This is a genomic window from Pseudomonas sp. 3A(2025) (genome assembly GCF_054589175.1).
Window position 1 is genome coordinate 138,521 of record NZ_BAAILM010000095.1, and the last position, 17,371, is coordinate 155,891.

Genomic DNA, 17,371 nt, shown 5'->3' on the forward strand with positions numbered 1-17,371 from the left:
GCTGGTTTGGCCGATCATTAATTTTTTTTTTCGAGTGTGTAAACGCAATGACCGAGCAGCAAACAGGCAGTCGTATCCGGGTTGAAGCTTCTGAGGTGAGCGGGCAGGAGCAGGCTGGCCACTGGGCGCAGCGCCTGGGCCTGCCGTTGCAGGACATCGATGCGGACTTTGCCCTGCAAGTGACTGCTGACGGCCTGCAATTGCAGCAGTTGGGTAAAGACGCGCCAGGCGCGGTGCGGGTCGATTTCGTCGAGGGCGCGACGGCCCACCGTCGGTTGTTTGGCGGCGGCAGCGGGCAAATGATTGCCAAGGCCGTCGGCGTGCAACCGGGCGTGCGCCCGCGGGTACTGGATGCCACCGCAGGGCTGGGCAAGGATGCGTTCGTGCTGGCCAGCCTCGGTTGCGAGATGCACTTGATCGAGCGCCAGCCGATCATCGCCGCCTTGCTTGAAGATGGCCTGGCGCGTGGCCGCCAGAATCTGGACGTGGGCGAGATCGTCCAGCGCATGCAACTGCTGGCGGGCAACTCCATCGAGCTGATCGGCAATTGGCAACTGGAGCCGCCACAGGTGATCTACCTCGACCCGATGTTTCCGCACCGCGACAAGAGTGCGCTGGTGAAAAAAGAGATGCGCCTGTTCCGCCCGCTGGTCGGCGACGACCTCGACGCCCCGGCGTTGCTGCAAGCCGCCCTGGCCCTGGCGACTCACCGGGTGGTGGTCAAGCGCCCACGCAAGGCACCGTGCATCGACGGCACCCGGCCCGGCTATACGCTGGAAGGCAAATCCAGCCGCTACGACATCTACCCGAAAAAGGCGCTCAAGCTGTAGGACCGACTTCAGTCGGGAATCAGGCGCCACGGTTATTCACGTCTCCTACGGCGCATAGGCGCGCATGAACAGCCGGACCACTTCCTGCACATGCGCTTCGATGTCGGCTTCATCCAGCGCTTCGCAACAGCCCACCAGCAGGCGGAAGTGGTCGATGCCCTTCACCAGACTGAAAAAGTGCCCGGCGGCCTTGTCGGGTGCGGCGATGTGTAGCTGACCGCTGGTATCGACCTGGGCCAGAAAGCGTTGCATGCCATCGAGCACCCGCTGAGGCCCGGCCGCGAAGAAGGCTTGCGAAAGCTGCGGGTCCTGAATGCCCAGGTCGGACATCAGGCGATGCAGTTGCAAGGATTCGGGGCTGTTGACCAGCCGTTCGAAGGCCCGGCCGATATTCAGCAGCACCGGCTCCAGCGGCTGCTCGGGATCGAAGGCGAAATACAGGTCGGGCAGTTGCTCTTCACAGCGCGCGATTACCGCTGCGGTAAACAGTGTCTCCTTGTCGGTGAAGTGGCTGTACACCGTGAGCTTGGAAACCCCGGCTTCGCTGGCAATGGCGTCCATGCTGGTACCGGCATAACCCTGGCGCACGAACAGGTTTTTTGCCGCTTCCAGAATGGCGTGGCGTTTTTCCAGGTCCTTGGGGCGGCCCGGACCAATATTTGAAGGGTTATCAGGCATTTTGGTTCTAATAATGTACTGGTGGGTTCGGTAATTTTTAATATACTCGCCGGTACAATTATTCCAAGCCTCCACAGGGAAGAACCCTTCACATCATGTTGCGCAAACTCCTGATTCCCTGCCTTGGCGCAGGTCTGACAGTGCTGCTGACCGCGTGCGGTCAGGACGTAGCGGCTCCCGTTACCGTTCGTCCGGCCATGGTAGTCCAGCCGCTGCCGTCGTCACGATCGCTGGACAGCTACCCCGGCGAAGTCCGCGCGCGCTTCGAGCCGGAGCTGGCTTTCCGGATTGCCGGCAAGGTCAGCCGCCGGCTGGTCGAAGAGGGCCAGCGGGTCAAGGCCAATCAACCGCTGGCCGAACTGGACGCCCAGGATGTGCGCCTGCAACGTGAGGCCATGCGCGCCCAGCTCACCGGTGCCGAAGCCGATCTGCAACGGGTGCGTACCGATCGCGAACGCTACAAGACCCTGCTGGGCAAGCAGATGGTCAGCCAGTCGCAGTACGACAACGCAGACAACAGCTATCGTGCCGCCGAGGCACGGGTCAAACAACTGCGGGCCGAATTGACGGTGGCCGACAATCAGGCCGACTACACGGTGTTGCGCGCCCCGCAGGACGGCGTGATAGCCCGGCGTTCGGTAGAGGTCGGCCAGGTGGTCGCGGCCGGGCAGACGGTGTTCAGCCTGGCGGTCGATGGCGAGCGTGAGGTTGCCATCAGCCTGCCGGAGCAGAACTTTGCGCGCTTCAAGGTCGGCCAGCCGGTGACGGTAGAGCTATGGACCCAGCGCGATGTACGTCTGGCCGGGCGCATTCGTGAGCTGTCGCCGGCCGCCGATCCGCGCTCGCGCACCTTCGCCGCGCGTATCGCTTTTGATGCCGGCCAGGTGCCGGTCGAGCTGGGCCAGAGCGCCCGGGTGTCCATCGCTACCGGGCAGGCCGTGTCGCTGGCGCTGCCGTTGTCGGCGATCAGTGCCAATGACGGCGTCAGCTATGTCTGGCGGGTCGAGCCGGACAGCACCTTGAAGCGAGTGCCAGTGCAACTGGGTGCCTGGGGCCAGGAAACCGTACCGGTGCTGGACGGTCTGCGCGCCAGCGATTGGGTGGTTGCCGCCGGCGTGCATGTGCTGCGCGAAGGCGAGCGCATTCGTCCGGTGGACCGCAGCAACCGCGCGGTCAAGCTGACCGGCCAGGAGTAGCCCGCCATGCATTTCAACCTTTCCGAGTGGGCGTTGCGTCATCGCCAGGTCGTGCTGTACCTGATGATCGTTCTGGCCGTGGTCGGGGCGCTGTCCTACAGCAAGCTGGGACAGAGCGAAGACCCGCCGTTTACCTTCAAGGTCATGGTCATCCGCACGATGTGGCCGGGCGCCAGTGCCGAGGAAGTCGCACGGCAGGTCACCGACCGCATCGAAAAGAAACTGATGGAAACCGGCGAGTACGAACGCCTGTCGTCGTTCTCGCGGCCCGGTGAATCGACGGTCATTTTCGTCGCCCGCGACTCGCTGGTGTCTGCCTTGCTGCCCGAGCTGTGGTATCAGGTGCGCAAGAAGGTCGGCGATATTCGCCAGACCTTGCCGCCGGGCGTGCAAGGACCGTTCTTCAACGACGAGTTCGGCACCACCTTCGGCAATATCTATGCGCTGACCGGCCAGGGTTTCGACTATGCGGTGCTCAAGGATTACGCCGAGCGCGTGCAAGTGCGGCTGCAACGGGTCAAGGACGTCGGCAAGGTCGAACTGATCGGCCTGCAGGACGAGAAGATCTGGATCGAGCTGTCCAACGTCAAGCTGGCCACCCTGGGCATTGCGATGTCGAGCGTGCAGCAGGCGCTGGAAGAGCAGAACGTGGTGGCTTCGTCGAGCTTCTTCGAAACCCCTGAAGAGCGCATCCATCTACGGGTCAGCGGGCGTTTTGTCTCGGTGGACGAGATTCGTGATTTCCCGATCCGGGTGCAAGACCGCACCCTGCGCATCAGTGATCTGGCCGAGGTCCATCGCGGTTTCAACGAACCGCCTGCGCCAGGCATGCGCTTCATGGATCAGGACGCGATTGGCGTGGCGGTGGCCATGAAGGACGGCGGCGACATTCTGATTCTCGGCCGTGCACTGGAAGCTGAATTCACCCGCTTGCAGAACAACCTGCCGGCCGGCATGCAATTGCGCAAGGTCTCGGATCAGCCGGCAGCGGTGAAGACCAGCGTCGGCGAGTTCGTCCAGGTGCTGGCCGAAGCCTTGATCATTGTGTTGCTGGTCAGCTTCTTCTCGCTGGGCGTGCGCACCGGCATGGTGGTCGCGCTGGCGATCCCGCTGGTACTGGCCATGACCTTTGCCACCATGTATTTCCTGGGCATCGGCCTGCACAAGATCTCCCTCGGCGCGCTGGTGCTGGCGCTGGGCCTGTTGGTGGACGACGCGATCATTGCCGTCGAGATGATGGCGATCAAGATGGAGCAGGGCTATGACCGCCTCAAGGCAGCCAGTTACGCCTGGACCAGCACGGCGTTTCCGATGCTCACCGGCACGCTGATCACCGCCGCAGGCTTTTTGCCGATTGCCACCGCACAGTCGAGTACCGGCGAATACACCCGCTCGATCTTTCAAGTGGTGACCATCGCGTTGCTGGCTTCGTGGGTGGCGGCGGTGATGTTCGTGCCGTATCTGGGCGATCGTTTGTTGCCTGATCTGGCCAAGCGGCACGCGGCCAAGCATGGTGGCACGCATGGCCCTGATCCTTATGCGACGCCGATGTACCAGCGCGTGCGTCGCGTGGTTGAGTGGTGCGTACGACGGCGCAAGACGGTGATCGTCGCGACCGTTGCCTTGTTTGTGCTCTCGGTGCTGATGTTCCGCTTCGTGCCGCAGCAGTTTTTCCCGGCTTCCGGGCGCCTTGAGTTGATGGTCGACCTGAAACTGGCCGAGGGCGCGTCGCTGCGCAACACCGGCGAACAGGTCAAGCGCCTGGAGCAGATGCTCAAGGACCACGCCGGCATCGACAATTACGTGGCCTACGTCGGCACCGGCTCGCCGCGTTTCTATTTGCCGCTGGACCAGCAATTGCCCGCCGCCAGCTTTGCCCAGTTCGTGGTGCTGGCGAAAAGCATCGAAGACCGCGAAGCCCTGCGCAGCTGGCTGATTAGCGCGCTGAACGAAAACTTCCCGACCCTGCGCTCGCGGGTCACGCGTCTGGAAAACGGCCCGCCCGTGGGTTACCCGGTGCAGTTCCGGGTTACTGGCGAGCATATCGAAGTGGTTCGGGCGCTGGCGCGTCAGGTGCAGGACAAGGTGCGTGAAAATCCGCATGTGGCCAATGTGCATCTGGACTGGGAAGAGCCCAGCAAAGTGGTGCACCTGAATATCGATCAGGACCGCGCGCGGGCGCTGGGTGTCAGCAGCCGCGACGTGGCGGCGTTTCTGCAATCGTCGCTGACCGGCGCCAGCGTCAGCCAGTTTCGCGAAGACGACGAGTTGATTGACATCGTGCTGCGCGGCACTCGCAGTGAGCGCGAGCGCCTTCAGGACCTGTCTAGCCTGGCGGTGCCGACCAGCAACGGTGCGAGCATCGCCCTGTCACAGATCGCGACCCTTGAGTACGGCTTTGAAGAGGGGGTCATCTGGCATCGCAACCGCCTGCCCAGCGTCACCGTACGCGCCGATATCTATGGCCGTGAACAACCGGCGACGCTGGTTAACCAGATTTCGCCCAACCTTGAGTCGATTCGTACCGAGCTGCCCGATGGCTACTTGCTGGAAGTCGGCGGTACGGTAGAAGACTCGGCGCGCGGGCAGAACTCGGTGAATGCCGGGGTACCGCTGTTCATAGTCGTGGTGCTGACCTTGTTGATGATCCAGCTGCGCAGCTTCTCGCTGATGTTCATGGTATTCATCACCGCGCCCTTGGGGCTGATCGGCGTGACGCTGTTTCTGCTGGCGTTCAATCAGCCGTTCGGCTTCGTCGCCATGCTCGGCACCATTGCGCTGTCGGGGATGATCATGCGCAACTCGGTGATTCTGGTGGATCAGATCGAGCAGGACATCGCATCGGGGCTGGACACCTGGCAGGCGATCATCGAAGCGACGGTGCGGCGCTTCCGGCCCATCGTGCTCACCGCGCTGGCGGCGGTGCTGGCGATGATCCCGTTGTCGCGCAGCCTGTTCTTCGGCCCGATGGCGGTGGCGATCATGGGCGGGCTGATCGTGGCGACGGCCTTGACCCTGCTGTTTCTGCCTGCGCTGTATGCCGCGTGGTTCAGGGTCAAGAAGCCGGTGTGAATGAAAGGCGCGTTACAGCGCGCCAAACACCTTCTTCGCCAGGCTGGTCGCGGCAGCGGCCGGGTTGGCGCGGATGCTTTCTTCTTGTTTGGCGATCATCTCGAACAGGCCGTTGAGTGCCTGTTCAGCCACGTAGTTCTCGACGTTGGCACTCTTGGCGTCGACCAGGCCGAATGCCGCCGCTTGACCGGCGAAGGTGTTGTATTTCTGCGCGACACCGACCTTGTCGGTGGCCTGCTTGACGATGGGCAGGAATTTGGCGCGGATCGCTTCGCGGCTGCTCTTGTCCAGGTACTGGGTCGCCGAGTCCTTGCCACCGCTGAGGATCGACTTGGCATCGGCCACGGTCATCTTCTTCACGGCATCGACCAGCAGCGCCTGCGCCTGCGGCACGGCGGCTTCGGCGGCCTGGTTCATGCTGGTTTCCAGCTGGTCGACCTGTGCGCCCATGCCGAACTGACGCATCTTTTTCGCAGCCTTGCCGAGATTACCCGGCAGTTCGATGCGCACGTCTTCGTTATTGCTGAAGCCGCCCGGCGTGCCCAGTTGCTTGACCGCAATCTGCGCGCCCTGGGTCAGGGCGTCCTTGAGCCCGCCGCTGGCGTCCGACTGGGTCAGGTCGCTCAACGACAGGGCAAACACATTGGCCGACAGCAACAGGCCCGCGCACAGGCCGGCAAGGGTAAACGAGGGGCGAAACATGGCAGTTTCCTTTTGCGATAAGGGTGTCTGAACGGTACCTGCGCAGAATATCAGGGATGCGCCGGGTTGACGCGGATGCGCAGCGGCTGCACGTCGCTGCCATCGAGCGTGACGCTGTGCTGCTCGGTACTGATGAACAGTAGACGCCCGTCAGCCTCGATGCGCGCGCTGACCGCATAGCGATGGCCGGGTTGTACCTGGCCTGGCTGGTATTTCAGGTGGAACGGCAACGGCACCTGGCCGTTGACCTGGCCGCTTTGCTGGGCCAGCACAATGGCCGGGGCATCGGCGCGTGAGACGTCCTGCAGGCTGACGCTCAGGGTCGCCGACGGCGGCAGGGCAATGCGTTGCAGGTAGAACACTTCACCGTCGAGGTTGGCGGTCGGCGTCTGAGCGGTCGAACAGGCGGCCAGCAGGCTGGCCAGTGCGATCACGGGAAGGGCTTTCATGCGGGTGTCTCCTTGGCGGGTTCATCGTCATTGCCATGCAGGGTCACCTGACGAATCGACAGGCGGATCTCGGCGGTCAGCACACGCTTGGCCGCGCCCTCGGCCAGTTCGCCCAGCAATGGGTGATAGCTCAGCTTGCCATTGCCGTCCTTGCGCAATACGCCGAGGTCGAGCAGGGTCTGGATGAAGTGGCGGAACAGGCTCTTGTCGAAGAACTCCGGGGCATTCAGGCCATGCAGGATCGACAGGCGCCGGGCCATGACCGTGCACAGGTCTTCCAGCTCTTCGGCGCTGAGGCTGTGCTGACCGTTGTTGAGCAACAAGGCAATCGCCATGTAGAAGCGTTGCAGGGTCTGGGTAATCGGCTTGGACAGCAGGCTCAGTTGCACGAACTCCCGCGAGCTGGGCTCGGGGCGCAGGTACACGTCGTTCTCCAGGCGCAGCAGGCCCTGGGCGACGAATGCCTCCAGCCACTGGTCGATGACCTCGTCCAGCGCTTCCAGCGGCCAGCGGATGAACAGCTCTGCTTGCAGGAACGGGTACAGGGCACGCACGTAACGGAAGATCAGTTCGCGGCTCATGCGTGACCAGCTCTGGAAGAAGCAGGCCAGCAGCGAGGGCAGGGCGAAGATGTGCAGTACGTTGTTGCGGTAGTAGGTCATCAGGACGGCATTCTGCTCGTCCAGATAATAAATGTGGCCCAGCGCGTCTTTCTGTTCAGACAGCAGGTCCATGCCTTTGACATGGGCGATCAGTGCTTTGCCATCGCCTTCGGGCAGGGTGATGTGCGACGAGTAGGGCACCGCGCGCAGCAGGCTCAGGAACAGGTCCAGTGTCCGTTCCAGTGCCAGGTCATCCAGCGCCAGGCGCGGGGTCGAGAGTAGCGCCAGCGCCACCAGGTTGACCGGGTTGATTGCCGCTGCGGCATTCAGGCGCTGGGCGACCTGATCGGCCAGGCGGTGGGTGGTTGCATTCAGCCATTCGGGGCGGTCTTGTGGCGCCAGGGGCTGGGCGCGCCAGTCGGGCTGCTCTCGGTCGAGAAACTCGCCCAGATGCAGCGGCTCGCCAAAGTTGACCGCGACTTCGCCGAAACGCTTCTTGAAGGCGCTGAACACCTTGAACAGATCGAAGATCGACTCTTTCTTCTTGGTCGCGCCCCGCAGCTCGCCCAGGTAAGTGCGGCCTTCGAGTACCCGTTCGTAACCGATGTACACCGGGATGAAGACAATCGGCATGCGTGAATTGCGCAGATAGCTGCGCAGGGTGATGGCCAGCATACCGGTCTTGGGTTGCAGCATGCGCCCGGTGCGCGAGCGACCGCCCTCGACGAAGTACTCGACCGGGAAGCCCTTGCTGAACAGGGTATGCATGTATTCGTTGAACACAGCGGTGTACAGCGGGTTGCCCTTGAAGGTGCGGCGCATGAAGAATGCGCCGCCCCGGCGTAGCAGGCCGCCGACCACCGGCATGTTGAGGTTGATGCCGGCGGCGATGTGCGGCGGGGTCAGGCCGTTGCGAAACAGCAGGTACGACAGCAGCAGGTAGTCGATATGGCTGCGGTGGCAAGGCACGTACACCACTTCATGGCCCGGCGCGACCTTCTGCACGTTCTCGATATGGCTGATCCTGATGCCGTCGTAAATCTTGTTCCAGAACCAGCTGAGCACCACTTCCATGAAGCGGATTACCGTGTAGGTGTAGTCCGAAGCGATTTCGTTGGCGTAGCTCTGTGCCTGCGCGCGAGCTTTTTCCTTGGAAATATTGTCGCGTTGAGCGGCCTCGTTGATCGCCTCGATGACCAGCGGCTCCTGCAACAGGTCCTTGACCAGGTTACGCCGGTGCGAAACGTCCGGGCCGATGACCGCGCTCTTGAGGTTGCGAAAGTGTACGCGCAACAGGCGCTGGGTCATGCGCAGGGTCAGGGCCGGGCCCTTGTTCTGGTTGAGCAGGTCGCGCAGGTGGATGGGCGCGGAAAACTGCACGCGGGTCTTGCGCCCCAGAATCAGGATGGTAACCAGCCGGCGCAGGCGCCCGGTAACGGCCCAGCTGTCGGCGAACAGCAGCTTCCAGGCGCTGGATTCGCGATCCGGTGACTGGCCCCAGAACACGCTGACCGGAATGATCTGCGCATCCAGGTCCGGGTGCTCGCCGAGCGTCGCCATCAGCCGCTCAAGGGTCGGCGGGGCGCCGCGCTTGTCATGCCGGCCCAGCCAGTCGGGCTCTGGCGTCAGGTAGAAAAACCCTGCCGGTTCCAGCAGCTCACCCACCGCTACCGGCAGCACCGGGCGTGGCAGGCCGACCTTGCTGCATTCACGGTCAACCACGGCCAGGTCGCTCAATGCCGGCGACTGCAAGGCATAGAACACCGGTTTGCTGCGGTCCAGGTCCAGCCCCAGGGACGATTGATTGATGGTTTCGGAGCGAACCCAGAGGAACAACAGGCGGCGCAGGGCACCGAACACAAGGCGACGCAGGGGGGAACGAGTCATACGCTTCTGCTGAATAGAGGGCTCGGGCGGCAGTGTGCCGTATCTGCCAGAGAACGGCAAAAGGGCCGGTGTCGTCTATTGGTGTCGCAGATTGTAAGAATGTTCCGTTTTGGTACCCGCACTCGCACCCATACCCATGTCCGTAGGAGCTGCTTTAGCAGCGAAAGGCACCACTGCAGATTTGTGGCGTCTGCTTCCCGACTAAAGTCGGTCCTACGAAGTCTTACGAGTTTGTGCGGGTTACGAGGTGCGCCAGACAATCTCTTGCTCGCCGTCTTCGCTCACGCGAATCCAGCGGTCGGCGTCGTCTTCGCCTTCTTCCTCGACCCAGGTGCCCGGTGCGCAGCGCACCTCGACACCCAGTGCGGCAAAGGCGGCGCGGGCGCAGGCGATGTCGTCGTCCCACGGCGTCTGTTCGCTTTCCAGGTACAGGCTGTTCCACTTGCCGACCGCTTTTGGCAACCAGGTCACCGGCACATCGCCTGCGGTGCATTTCCAGGTCTGGCCGCGTTGCTTCCACTCGCTGCATGGGCCCAGGGCCACGCTCAGCCAGGTGGTAATGGCCTTGTGGTCGACGTCTTCGTCCTTGAGGTAAATCTCGATATCGGGTTGACGCATGATGGCCTCGAATAAGTGCTTAACGCAGGACGAAATAATCGTAGCGCATAGAGATAGTGACCTTGAACGGCCCAGGGTACTCGATGACTGCCGTGCGCCGCTCGGCACTGGCGCGCCAGCCGTGAGGCGTCATGGCCAGCAGGTCGGCGCGGGACTGGTTGTCGATCAGCTTGAGGGTGTAGGTCAAAGTTTCGCTGTGCGCAAGCGCCATGCCCTCTGGCACCAGGGCCAGGTGCTTGTCGTCGGCGTAGTCGCGGACCTCGTCGTAAAGCTTCTCGCGCATTTCCATCAGGTGGCCGCTGGTCGGACCGACCCGCATCAGGCCGCCACCGGGTGTCAGCAAGCGCTTGGCCTCGGTCCAGTCCAGCGGGCTGAACACACTGGCGAGAAACTGACAGCTGGCATCGGGCAGCGGAATGCGCGCCATGCTCGCGACCAGCCAGGTCAGCGCCGGATCACGCCGGCAGGCACGCTTGACCGCCTCGCGAGAAATATCCAGTGCATAGCCATCGGCTTTCGGCAGGGCTTGGGCCAGTTGGGCGGTGTAGTAGCCCTCGCCACAGCCGATGTCCAGCCAGCGGTTGGGGCCACGCTCGGCGGCCAGTTCTGCCAGGCGCCGCGCTACAGGGGCGTAATGCCCGCCGTCGAGAAAGCGTCGCCGCGCCTCGACCATGGCCTGGTTGTCGCCAGGGTCGCGGCTGTTTTTATGCTGCACCGGCAGCAGGTTCAGGTAACCCTGACGCGCACGGTCGAAGCGGTGGTTGGCCGGGCACGCCACGCCATGTTCGACAGCGCTCAGGGGCGCTGCACAGATTGGGCAGGTCAGCATCAGGCGAGCAACTTGACCAGGGTCTGGTAGTAAATCTCGGTCAGCACATCCAGATCGCTGGCCAGAATACGTTCGTCGACCTGGTGAATGGTGGCGTTGACCGGGCCCAGCTCGACCACCTGGGTGCCCAGGGTAGCGATAAAGCGCCCGTCGGAGGTGCCGCCGCTGGTAGAGGCCTGGGTTTCACGGCCGGTGACCTGGCGAATGCTGGCCGATACCGCGTCGAGCAGCGCGCCCGGCTCGGTGAGGAACGGCAAGCCCGACAGCGCCCAGTCGATGTGCCAGTCCAGGCCGTGCTTGTCGAGAATCGTCGCGACGCGCTGCTTGAGGCCTTCAACCGTAGACTCGGTCGAGAAGCGGAAGTTGAACACCGCCACCAGATCACCGGGAATCACGTTGGTCGCGCCAGTGCCGGAGTTGAGGTTGGAAATCTGGAAACTGGTCGGCGGAAAGAAATCATTGCCTTCATCCCAGTGCTCGGCGGCAAGCTCTGCCAGCGCCGGCGCGGCCAGGTGAATCGGGTTGCGGGCCAGGTGCGGGTAGGCGACGTGGCCTTGCTTGCCGCGTACGGTCAGGGTGGCGCCCAGCGAGCCGCGACGACCGTTCTTGACCACATCGCCGACCAGCGTGGTGCTCGACGGCTCGCCGACGATGCACCAGTCCAGACGTTCCTGGCGTGCCGCCAGGCGCTCGACGACGGCCTTGGTGCCGTGGTGCGCCGGGCCTTCTTCGTCGCTGGTGATCAAGAATGCCACCGAGCCCTTGTGGTCCGGGTAGTCGCCGACAAAGCGCTCGACCGCCACGATCATCGACGCCAGGCTGCCTTTCATGTCGGCCGCGCCGCGCCCGCAGAGCATGCCCTGTTCGTCGATCAATGCCTCGAACGGGTCGTTCTGCCAGGCCTGCACAGGGCCGGTCGGCACCACGTCGGTGTGTCCGGCAAAGCACAGCACCGGGCCGTCGCCGTTGCCGTGGGTGGCCCAGAAGTTGTCGACGTCTTCGATGCGCATCGGTTCAAGCTTGAAACCGACCGCGCCCAGGCGGCGCATCATCACGGCCTGGCAATCGGCGTCGAGCGGCGTGACCGATGGACGGCGGATCAGGTCGCAGGCCAGTTGAAGAGTGGGCGAAAGGTCGGCTGGGGCCGTCATGAACAGGACTCCGGTAACAGGGCGCAAGGCGAAAAGGCGGGTATCTTAAAGCAAAAAGTCGTCGTGAAGGCCGCCGTTTGCAGAGGGCGCCGTTCAGTTCAATGGCGTACGAGCGTTTGAGCAGGAAAGAAGCGCCATTGCCACGGCCGCCAGGCAAGGCAGCGACTGGGTCAGTAACAAGGCAATCCATACCAGCATGTCTGCTGTCAGGTCGCCAGTCAGCACTAACCCCAGCGCAGCAGTCCATAACGACAGTACCAGGCAGCCCTCCTCACGGACATGGGCAAGTGCCACGAGCAGTCCATGGCCGGACGCCGTTTTAGGGGTTCGGAAGAAGGGCAGTGTGTGGGTGAGCATCCCCGACAGTACGGCCTTGCCTATGGTGGGGTACAGCGCCATGCCTGCCACGGTGGCGGCAAAGGCTTCTCGCAGGTCTGTGCTGACGAAGCGATCATAGAGTGAGAAGATTTTTACCGTGCGCACCAGCAGCATCAGTATCGGCGGTGCTGAAAACAACCAGGGAGCAGGGCCTGACTCCTCCGGCCAGTTGAGCATGATGACTGACCAGAACAGGCTGGCGAAGATCAGCAGGTAATTGATGCCTTCGCTCATCCACGGTACCCAGCCGCTCAGGAAGTGATAGCGCTGGGCACTGCTCAAGTTTCCATGCCGGGTGAAGATCAGGCTATGAGCATGGTGTTTGATGATCTGCATGGCGCCATAGGCCCAGCGATAGCGCTGTTTCTTGAAGTTTAAAAAGTTATCGGGTATCAGCCCCTTGCCTTGGCTGACCGGTAAATAACCGGTCGAGTAGCCATTCTCCAGAAAGCGCAGGCCAAGTTCGGCGTCTTCGCAGATGCACCAGGGCGCCCAGCGCAATGCCTGCAGAGCCGAACGTCGCATCAGGGTCATCGTGCCATGCTGAATGATCGCGTTGTGATCGTTACGAATGACCATGCCAATATTGAAAAAGCCCCGGTATTCGGCATTGCAACAGCGTTTGAAAAGACTTTCCGTGGCATCGCGATAGTCTTGCGGGGCCTGAATCAAGGCAATGTTGGCGTCGGCAAAATGCGGCACCATTTCGTACAGCCAGTTTCGGTGGACACAATAATCTGCGTCGATCACTGCGATGACCTGAGCGTCGGGCCGGGTGTGCTCAAGCAGATAATTGAGGGCGCCAGCCTTGAACCCTGACAACGGATTGACATGAAAGAAGCGAAAGCGCGAACCCAAGTGTTGGCAATGCGCCTGCACCGGTTTCCAGATAGCCGGGTCGCAGGTGTTGTTATCCATGATCAGCACTTCAAAGTCCGGATAGTACAGCCGGTTCAGTGCCTCAAGGGTTTGTATGACCATGTGCGGGGGTTCATTGAAACAGGCGATGTGGATCGACAGTGGCGGGCGATAGTGGTTGGCGTCACGTAGAGGCAAGAACAGCCTCGGCTGTTCGGGCGCTCCGATGCTTTCAAGCCATTCATGGATTTCCACAATCAGAATGCCGAGCGTGAATGCGGCCCAGCACAAGACTACCGGCAGGCTGATCCATAAGGGCGTGGTCAGTATCTGGCTGATGCTGGCCAGTACCAGAAAGCTGTAGAGGATCAGGCCGGCTGTGATCAGGCGGCGGGGGCTACCCAGTCTCTGCAGGCTGCCTGAAAGGAACGATAAGGTACTGCTCCAGTTCGCCTGCACACTGACGGGGCCTTTCAACTGAAGTTTGATGTTGCGTTGCGCTGTGAAGATGCCCCAGTGTTGTCCTGTTATACCCTCGTCATTTTTCCAGTCCTGATCGAATGCTTCGATTACACAATATTCGTCCCCTTGCCGGTCCAGTGCATTGACCTGCTGACGCAAGCTGATGGCCTGTTGGTCCCGCGAACGACATGCTGTTCTGGTGACATTGCCATGACTGGGCCAGCCAATTTCAGAGAGCAATACAGGTTTTCCCGGAAATGACTGCCTCAGTTGTACAGCGCATTTTGCTACGTAGGCAGGTGTATCAAGGAAGTCCCTGCCCTCCCAGTAGGGCAGTACATGCGCCGCAATAAAGTCCACCTGCTCCGCTAGCATCGGAAGGTCGCGCCACTGGTGCCACTGTTCGGAAGTAGATAGCGGCACGCTCACCTGTTGACGTACCAATTGCAGATACCCCACCAATTGTTCGAATGTGGTATCACCCCGGTAGAGACTTTCGCTGCCCACAATGATGCGTTTGATACAGGGGAAACGCTCCGTCAGTTCAATCGCCAGTGCGATTTCATGACGGTTGCTTTCATCATCGTTACAGATCCATATACCCAGCGTGACGGTCAACCCCAAGGGTTCGGCCATCTCGGGTATATACCGCAACGTGCCTTCTACCGAGTACGTACGAATGTGCGAGGTCAACGTACTTAGTAATATCAGGTCTTCGTGAATCTGGGCTTTCGAAGGGTAGATTTTTTTATTCGGGTCTTGACCGGGGCGATAAGGCGCATAGCAAAGTCCGCTGACGCGTTCTGGCCAGTCAGGTGCGTGAACAGACGACCTCTTACAGGCATGAATAACGATCAACAACAGCCCGCAAAGTGCCAGGCAAACAATAATGAGCAAGGTCATGGGCGTCAGGCGTTGCCACGCGATGTGAAGTGGATACTTCGTTAAGTCTAGAGTTCTGCAGGACGTATTGCCGGGTTGGTCTGGCACGTCATAGGGCACTGACCGTAAAAAACAATGTCAACGTGAGGGTGAGGGGCGACGCAGAGCGTTTCTGCCTTCCGGTCTTGTCGATTTGTACTGATCAGTGGCAACGACCATTCGACAAGTGACTGCTTTCATTCGTTGGGCGCTTTATAATGCGCGCCGGTTTTTGAGGGCAGGCACATGAGTACAGCAGATCCACGGTTCGCCGGTATCGCCCGGTTATACGGCAATGAGGGGCTGGCGCGCCTGCAAGCCGCCCATGTTGCGGTGATCGGTATAGGCGGCGTGGGTTCCTGGGTGGCCGAGTCGCTGGCGCGCTCAGGGGTCGGCGAGATCTCGCTGTTCGATCTGGACGATGTCTGTGTCAGTAACGTCAATCGCCAGTTGCACGCGCTGGACGGTACGGTGGGGCGTGCCAAGGTCGAGGTCATGGCCGAGCGCATTCTGGCCATCAATCCTGGGTGTGTGGTGCATGCGGTGGCCGATTTCGTCACCGCCGACACCCTGGCCGAGTACATCACTGCCGAGCTCGATTTTGTCGTCGACTGCATCGACAGCGTCAAGGCCAAGGCGGCGCTGATCGCCTGGTGCAAGCGGCGCAAGATCCCGTTGGTGACCACCGGCGGCGCCGGCGGCCAGGTCGACCCGACGCAGATTCAGGTGGCCGACCTGAACCGTACGTTCAACGATCCGCTGGCGGCCAAGGTGCGCTCGACCCTGCGCCGCGCATACGGCTTTTCACGCACCCCCAATCGCAGCTACAGCGTGCCTTGTGTGTTTTCCAGCGAACAGCTGCGTTACCCGATGCCCGACGGCAGTGTGTGCCAGAGCAAGACCTTTGTCGGCGAAGGGGTTCGGCTGGACTGCGCCGACGGCTTTGGCGCGGTGATGATGGTCACCGCGACCTTTGGCATGGTCGCGGCCAGTCGTGCGGTAGACAAACTGGTGGCCGGCGCACGACGCCCTTCGGAGCGGGTCAAGACGCAGCCGGCTCAGGCCTGAGCCAGCTCGCGCATGCGTTGCAGCACCGCGTTCAGGCCGTTGCTGCGCGATGGTGAGAGCTGACGGCTCAAGCCCAGGCGCTCGAACCAGTCGGTCAGGTCGACCTGATGCAGTGCTTGTGCTGGCAGGTCGTTGACCCGCACCAGCAACACTGCCAGCAGGCCGCGCAGTAGCCGGGCATCGCTGCTGGCGCGAAACTGCCAGCGGCCGTCGTGTTCCTCACTCAACAGCCAGACCTGACTTTCGCAGCCATGCACCCGATGTTCGTCGGACTTTTCTGCATCGCTCAAGGCCGGCAGGCGTTCACCCCACTGCATCAGCAGACGTGCGCGTTGCTCCCAGCCTTGTGCCTGGCTGAACGCTTCAAGCGCGGCCTGTGCTTCAACGGTCAGGCTCATGCCAACAGCTCCAGGCCCTGATCCAGCGCGCTGAAGAAGCGCAGCAAGTCATCGGAGTCGTTGTACAGCCCCAGCGAAACGCGGATTGCACCCGGTAAGCCCAGGCTCTTGAGCAGTGGCATCGCGCAATGGTGACCGGCGCGCACGGCAATCCCTTGTTCGGTCAGCAGGTGCGCCAGATCGGCATGGTGCACGCCTTCGACCACGAAACTGACCAGCGCCAGCTCCGGCGCGCCGATCACGCGCACCTGCTCGCGCTGCAGCAGGCCTTCAAGCAGGCGCTGGTGCAGGCGCGCTTCGTGATTGGCCACCGCGTGTTGATCGAGGCCGCCGAGGTATTCAAGGGTTGCGCCCAGGCCGATGACGCTGGCAATCGGCGGCGTACCGGCTTCAAAGCCTAAAGGGGCTGCGCGAAATTCGGCATGGTGGTAATCGGCGCTCAGCACCATCTCACCGCCGAACTGCCAATGATCGAGCCGCGCCAGTGCTTCATGGCGGCCATACAGCACGCCCAGCCCTTCGGGGCCATACAGCTTGTGGCTGGAGAACACATAAAAATCGCAGCCCAGCGTCTGCACATCGTGACGGCCATGGACCACACCCTGTGCACCGTCGACCACGGTCAGCGCGCCTTGCGCACGGGCCAGTGCCAGCAGGCGGGTCAGCGGCTGCCAGGCGCCAAGCACATTGGAGAGCTGGCTGACCGCCAGTAAACGGGTACGCGGGCCGATCAGGGTGGCGGCGGCGTCCAGATCGATCAGGCCTGTGCTGTCCAGCGGCAGTACGACCAAACGCAGGTTGCGACGGCGCGCCAGTTGTTGCCAGGGCAGCAGGTTGGCGTGATGTTCCAGGGCGCTGATGACGATCTCGTCGCCCTCGGCAAAGCGCTCTTGCAGACCGTAGGCCAGCAAATTCAGGGCCGAGGTAGCGCCGTGGGTGAAGATGATCTGCCCGGATTCACCGGCATTGAGCCATTGGCCGATCGTATGCCGCGAAGCTTCGAACGCCTGGGTGGCATGCGCGCCGGGCAAATGCTGGGCGCGGTGCACATTGGCGGCGCCGCTCAAGTAATAGTGATTCAGGGCATCGAGCAATGCCCTTGGCTTTTGCGTGGTAGCGGCACTGTCCAGATAGGTCTGGCCTTGCCGTTGCAGAGCGTCGAGGGCAGGAAAGTCCGCGCGCCAGGGAGAAATGAGGGGCATTGGTCCATCCAGCTCGGTCAGTTGGCACCTGGCCTGCGGGCTCAAGCCGCAGGCAAGGTGCCACCGACAA

At 62.0% G+C, this 17,371-nt stretch carries 14 protein-coding genes; 4 read left to right on the top strand and 10 right to left on the bottom strand.

Annotation, left to right across the window (positions count from 1 at the left end; all coding sequences use genetic code 11):
• Nucleotides 1-47: 47 nt before the first annotated feature.
• Complete coding sequence (locus ACYP2A_RS24170; protein WP_459748461.1) at nucleotides 48-830, top strand: class I SAM-dependent methyltransferase; 783 nt, start codon at nucleotides 48-50, stop codon at nucleotides 828-830.
• 45 nt (nucleotides 831-875) lie between these two features.
• Here ACYP2A_RS24170 and ACYP2A_RS24175 read toward each other — a convergent pair whose 3' ends face one another.
• Nucleotides 876-1,508 carry a TetR/AcrR family transcriptional regulator gene (locus ACYP2A_RS24175; protein WP_459748462.1) on the bottom strand — a complete coding sequence of 211 codons (633 nt, stop codon included), beginning with the start codon at nucleotides 1,506-1,508 and terminating at the stop codon, nucleotides 876-878.
• Between the two features lie 95 nt (nucleotides 1,509-1,603).
• On the opposite strand from ACYP2A_RS24175, the gene ACYP2A_RS24180 reads away from it, so the two are divergent.
• Both ACYP2A_RS24180 and ACYP2A_RS24185 read left to right on the top strand, forming a co-directional pair.
• Nucleotides 1,604-2,704, top strand: coding sequence for an efflux RND transporter periplasmic adaptor subunit (locus tag ACYP2A_RS24180; RefSeq protein WP_459748463.1), 1,101 nt, complete (start codon nucleotides 1,604-1,606; stop codon nucleotides 2,702-2,704).
• Between the two features lie 6 nt (nucleotides 2,705-2,710).
• The gene (locus ACYP2A_RS24185; protein ID WP_459748464.1) at nucleotides 2,711-5,776 is read left to right on the top strand and encodes an efflux RND transporter permease subunit; all 3,066 of its coding nucleotides are present in this window, start codon (nucleotides 2,711-2,713) and stop codon (nucleotides 5,774-5,776) included.
• Nucleotides 5,777-5,788: 12 nt separating this feature from the next.
• Here the strand turns inward: ACYP2A_RS24185 and ACYP2A_RS24190 are convergent, their stop codons facing one another.
• From ACYP2A_RS24190 to ACYP2A_RS24220, 7 genes are all read right to left on the bottom strand, one after another.
• A complete protein-coding gene (locus ACYP2A_RS24190; RefSeq protein WP_459748465.1) occupies nucleotides 5,789-6,478 on the bottom strand; it encodes a DUF4197 domain-containing protein in 690 nt (229 codons plus the stop codon).
• A gap of 50 nt (nucleotides 6,479-6,528) precedes the next feature.
• Nucleotides 6,529-6,927 (bottom strand): YbaY family lipoprotein, encoded by a 399-nt coding sequence (locus ACYP2A_RS24195; RefSeq protein WP_459748466.1) that lies wholly within the window; start codon nucleotides 6,925-6,927, stop codon nucleotides 6,529-6,531.
• Complete coding sequence (gene plsB / locus ACYP2A_RS24200; protein ID WP_459748467.1) at nucleotides 6,924-9,416, bottom strand: glycerol-3-phosphate 1-O-acyltransferase PlsB; 2,493 nt, start codon at nucleotides 9,414-9,416, stop codon at nucleotides 6,924-6,926. Before plsB ends, ACYP2A_RS24195 begins: the two co-directional genes overlap by 4 nt.
• 240 nt (nucleotides 9,417-9,656) lie before the next feature.
• The gene (locus ACYP2A_RS24205; protein ID WP_459748468.1) at nucleotides 9,657-10,034 is read right to left on the bottom strand and encodes a hypothetical protein; all 378 of its coding nucleotides are present in this window, start codon (nucleotides 10,032-10,034) and stop codon (nucleotides 9,657-9,659) included.
• Nucleotides 10,035-10,053: 19 nt separating this feature from the next.
• The gene (locus ACYP2A_RS24210) at nucleotides 10,054-10,863 is read right to left on the bottom strand and encodes a putative RNA methyltransferase (RefSeq protein WP_459748469.1); all 810 of its coding nucleotides are present in this window, start codon (nucleotides 10,861-10,863) and stop codon (nucleotides 10,054-10,056) included.
• Nucleotides 10,863-12,014 (bottom strand): succinyl-diaminopimelate desuccinylase, encoded by a 1,152-nt coding sequence (gene dapE / locus ACYP2A_RS24215; protein ID WP_459748470.1) that lies wholly within the window; start codon nucleotides 12,012-12,014, stop codon nucleotides 10,863-10,865. Before dapE ends, ACYP2A_RS24210 begins: the two co-directional genes overlap by 1 nt.
• A gap of 93 nt (nucleotides 12,015-12,107) precedes the next feature.
• Nucleotides 12,108-14,615: a glycosyltransferase family 2 protein gene (locus tag ACYP2A_RS24220; RefSeq protein ID WP_459748471.1), complete on the bottom strand. Its 2,508-nt coding sequence runs from the start codon at nucleotides 14,613-14,615 to the stop codon at nucleotides 12,108-12,110.
• Nucleotides 14,616-14,879: 264 nt separating this feature from the next.
• Between ACYP2A_RS24220 and tcdA the strand changes: the two genes are divergently transcribed.
• Nucleotides 14,880-15,701: a tRNA cyclic N6-threonylcarbamoyladenosine(37) synthase TcdA gene (gene tcdA, locus ACYP2A_RS24225; protein WP_459748472.1), complete on the top strand. Its 822-nt coding sequence runs from the start codon at nucleotides 14,880-14,882 to the stop codon at nucleotides 15,699-15,701.
• On the opposite strand, the gene ACYP2A_RS24230 is transcribed toward tcdA, so the two are convergent.
• Nucleotides 15,692-16,099 carry a SufE family protein gene (locus tag ACYP2A_RS24230; protein WP_459748473.1) on the bottom strand — a complete coding sequence of 136 codons (408 nt, stop codon included), beginning with the start codon at nucleotides 16,097-16,099 and terminating at the stop codon, nucleotides 15,692-15,694. The genes tcdA and ACYP2A_RS24230 overlap by 10 nt on opposite strands.
• Nucleotides 16,096-17,301: an aminotransferase class V-fold PLP-dependent enzyme gene (locus ACYP2A_RS24235; protein WP_459748474.1), complete on the bottom strand. Its 1,206-nt coding sequence runs from the start codon at nucleotides 17,299-17,301 to the stop codon at nucleotides 16,096-16,098. The genes ACYP2A_RS24230 and ACYP2A_RS24235 overlap by 4 nt, the downstream gene beginning before the upstream one ends.
• Between the last annotated feature and the right edge of the window lie 70 nt (nucleotides 17,302-17,371).

Bases quoted from the DNA above. Each gene is read 5' to 3' on its own strand.
- ACYP2A_RS24170 (WP_459748461.1), top strand. From the start codon at position 48: ATGACCGAGCAGCAAACAGGCAGTCGTATCCGGGTTGAAGCTTCTGAG.
- ACYP2A_RS24175 (WP_459748462.1), bottom strand. From the start codon at position 1,508: ATGCCTGATAACCCTTCAAATATTGGTCCGGGCCGCCCCAAGGACCTG.
- ACYP2A_RS24180 (WP_459748463.1), top strand. From the start codon at position 1,604: ATGTTGCGCAAACTCCTGATTCCCTGCCTTGGCGCAGGTCTGACAGTG.
- ACYP2A_RS24185 (WP_459748464.1), top strand. From the start codon at position 2,711: ATGCATTTCAACCTTTCCGAGTGGGCGTTGCGTCATCGCCAGGTCGTG.
- ACYP2A_RS24190 (WP_459748465.1), bottom strand. From the start codon at position 6,478: ATGTTTCGCCCCTCGTTTACCCTTGCCGGCCTGTGCGCGGGCCTGTTG.
- ACYP2A_RS24195 (WP_459748466.1), bottom strand. From the start codon at position 6,927: ATGAAAGCCCTTCCCGTGATCGCACTGGCCAGCCTGCTGGCCGCCTGT.
- plsB (WP_459748467.1), bottom strand. From the start codon at position 9,416: ATGACTCGTTCCCCCCTGCGTCGCCTTGTGTTCGGTGCCCTGCGCCGC.
- ACYP2A_RS24205 (WP_459748468.1), bottom strand. From the start codon at position 10,034: ATGCGTCAACCCGATATCGAGATTTACCTCAAGGACGAAGACGTCGAC.
- ACYP2A_RS24210 (WP_459748469.1), bottom strand. From the start codon at position 10,863: ATGCTGACCTGCCCAATCTGTGCAGCGCCCCTGAGCGCTGTCGAACAT.
- dapE (WP_459748470.1), bottom strand. From the start codon at position 12,014: ATGACGGCCCCAGCCGACCTTTCGCCCACTCTTCAACTGGCCTGCGAC.
- ACYP2A_RS24220 (WP_459748471.1), bottom strand. From the start codon at position 14,615: ATGACCTTGCTCATTATTGTTTGCCTGGCACTTTGCGGGCTGTTGTTG.
- tcdA (WP_459748472.1), top strand. From the start codon at position 14,880: ATGAGTACAGCAGATCCACGGTTCGCCGGTATCGCCCGGTTATACGGC.
- ACYP2A_RS24230 (WP_459748473.1), bottom strand. From the start codon at position 16,099: ATGAGCCTGACCGTTGAAGCACAGGCCGCGCTTGAAGCGTTCAGCCAG.
- ACYP2A_RS24235 (WP_459748474.1), bottom strand. From the start codon at position 17,301: ATGCCCCTCATTTCTCCCTGGCGCGCGGACTTTCCTGCCCTCGACGCT.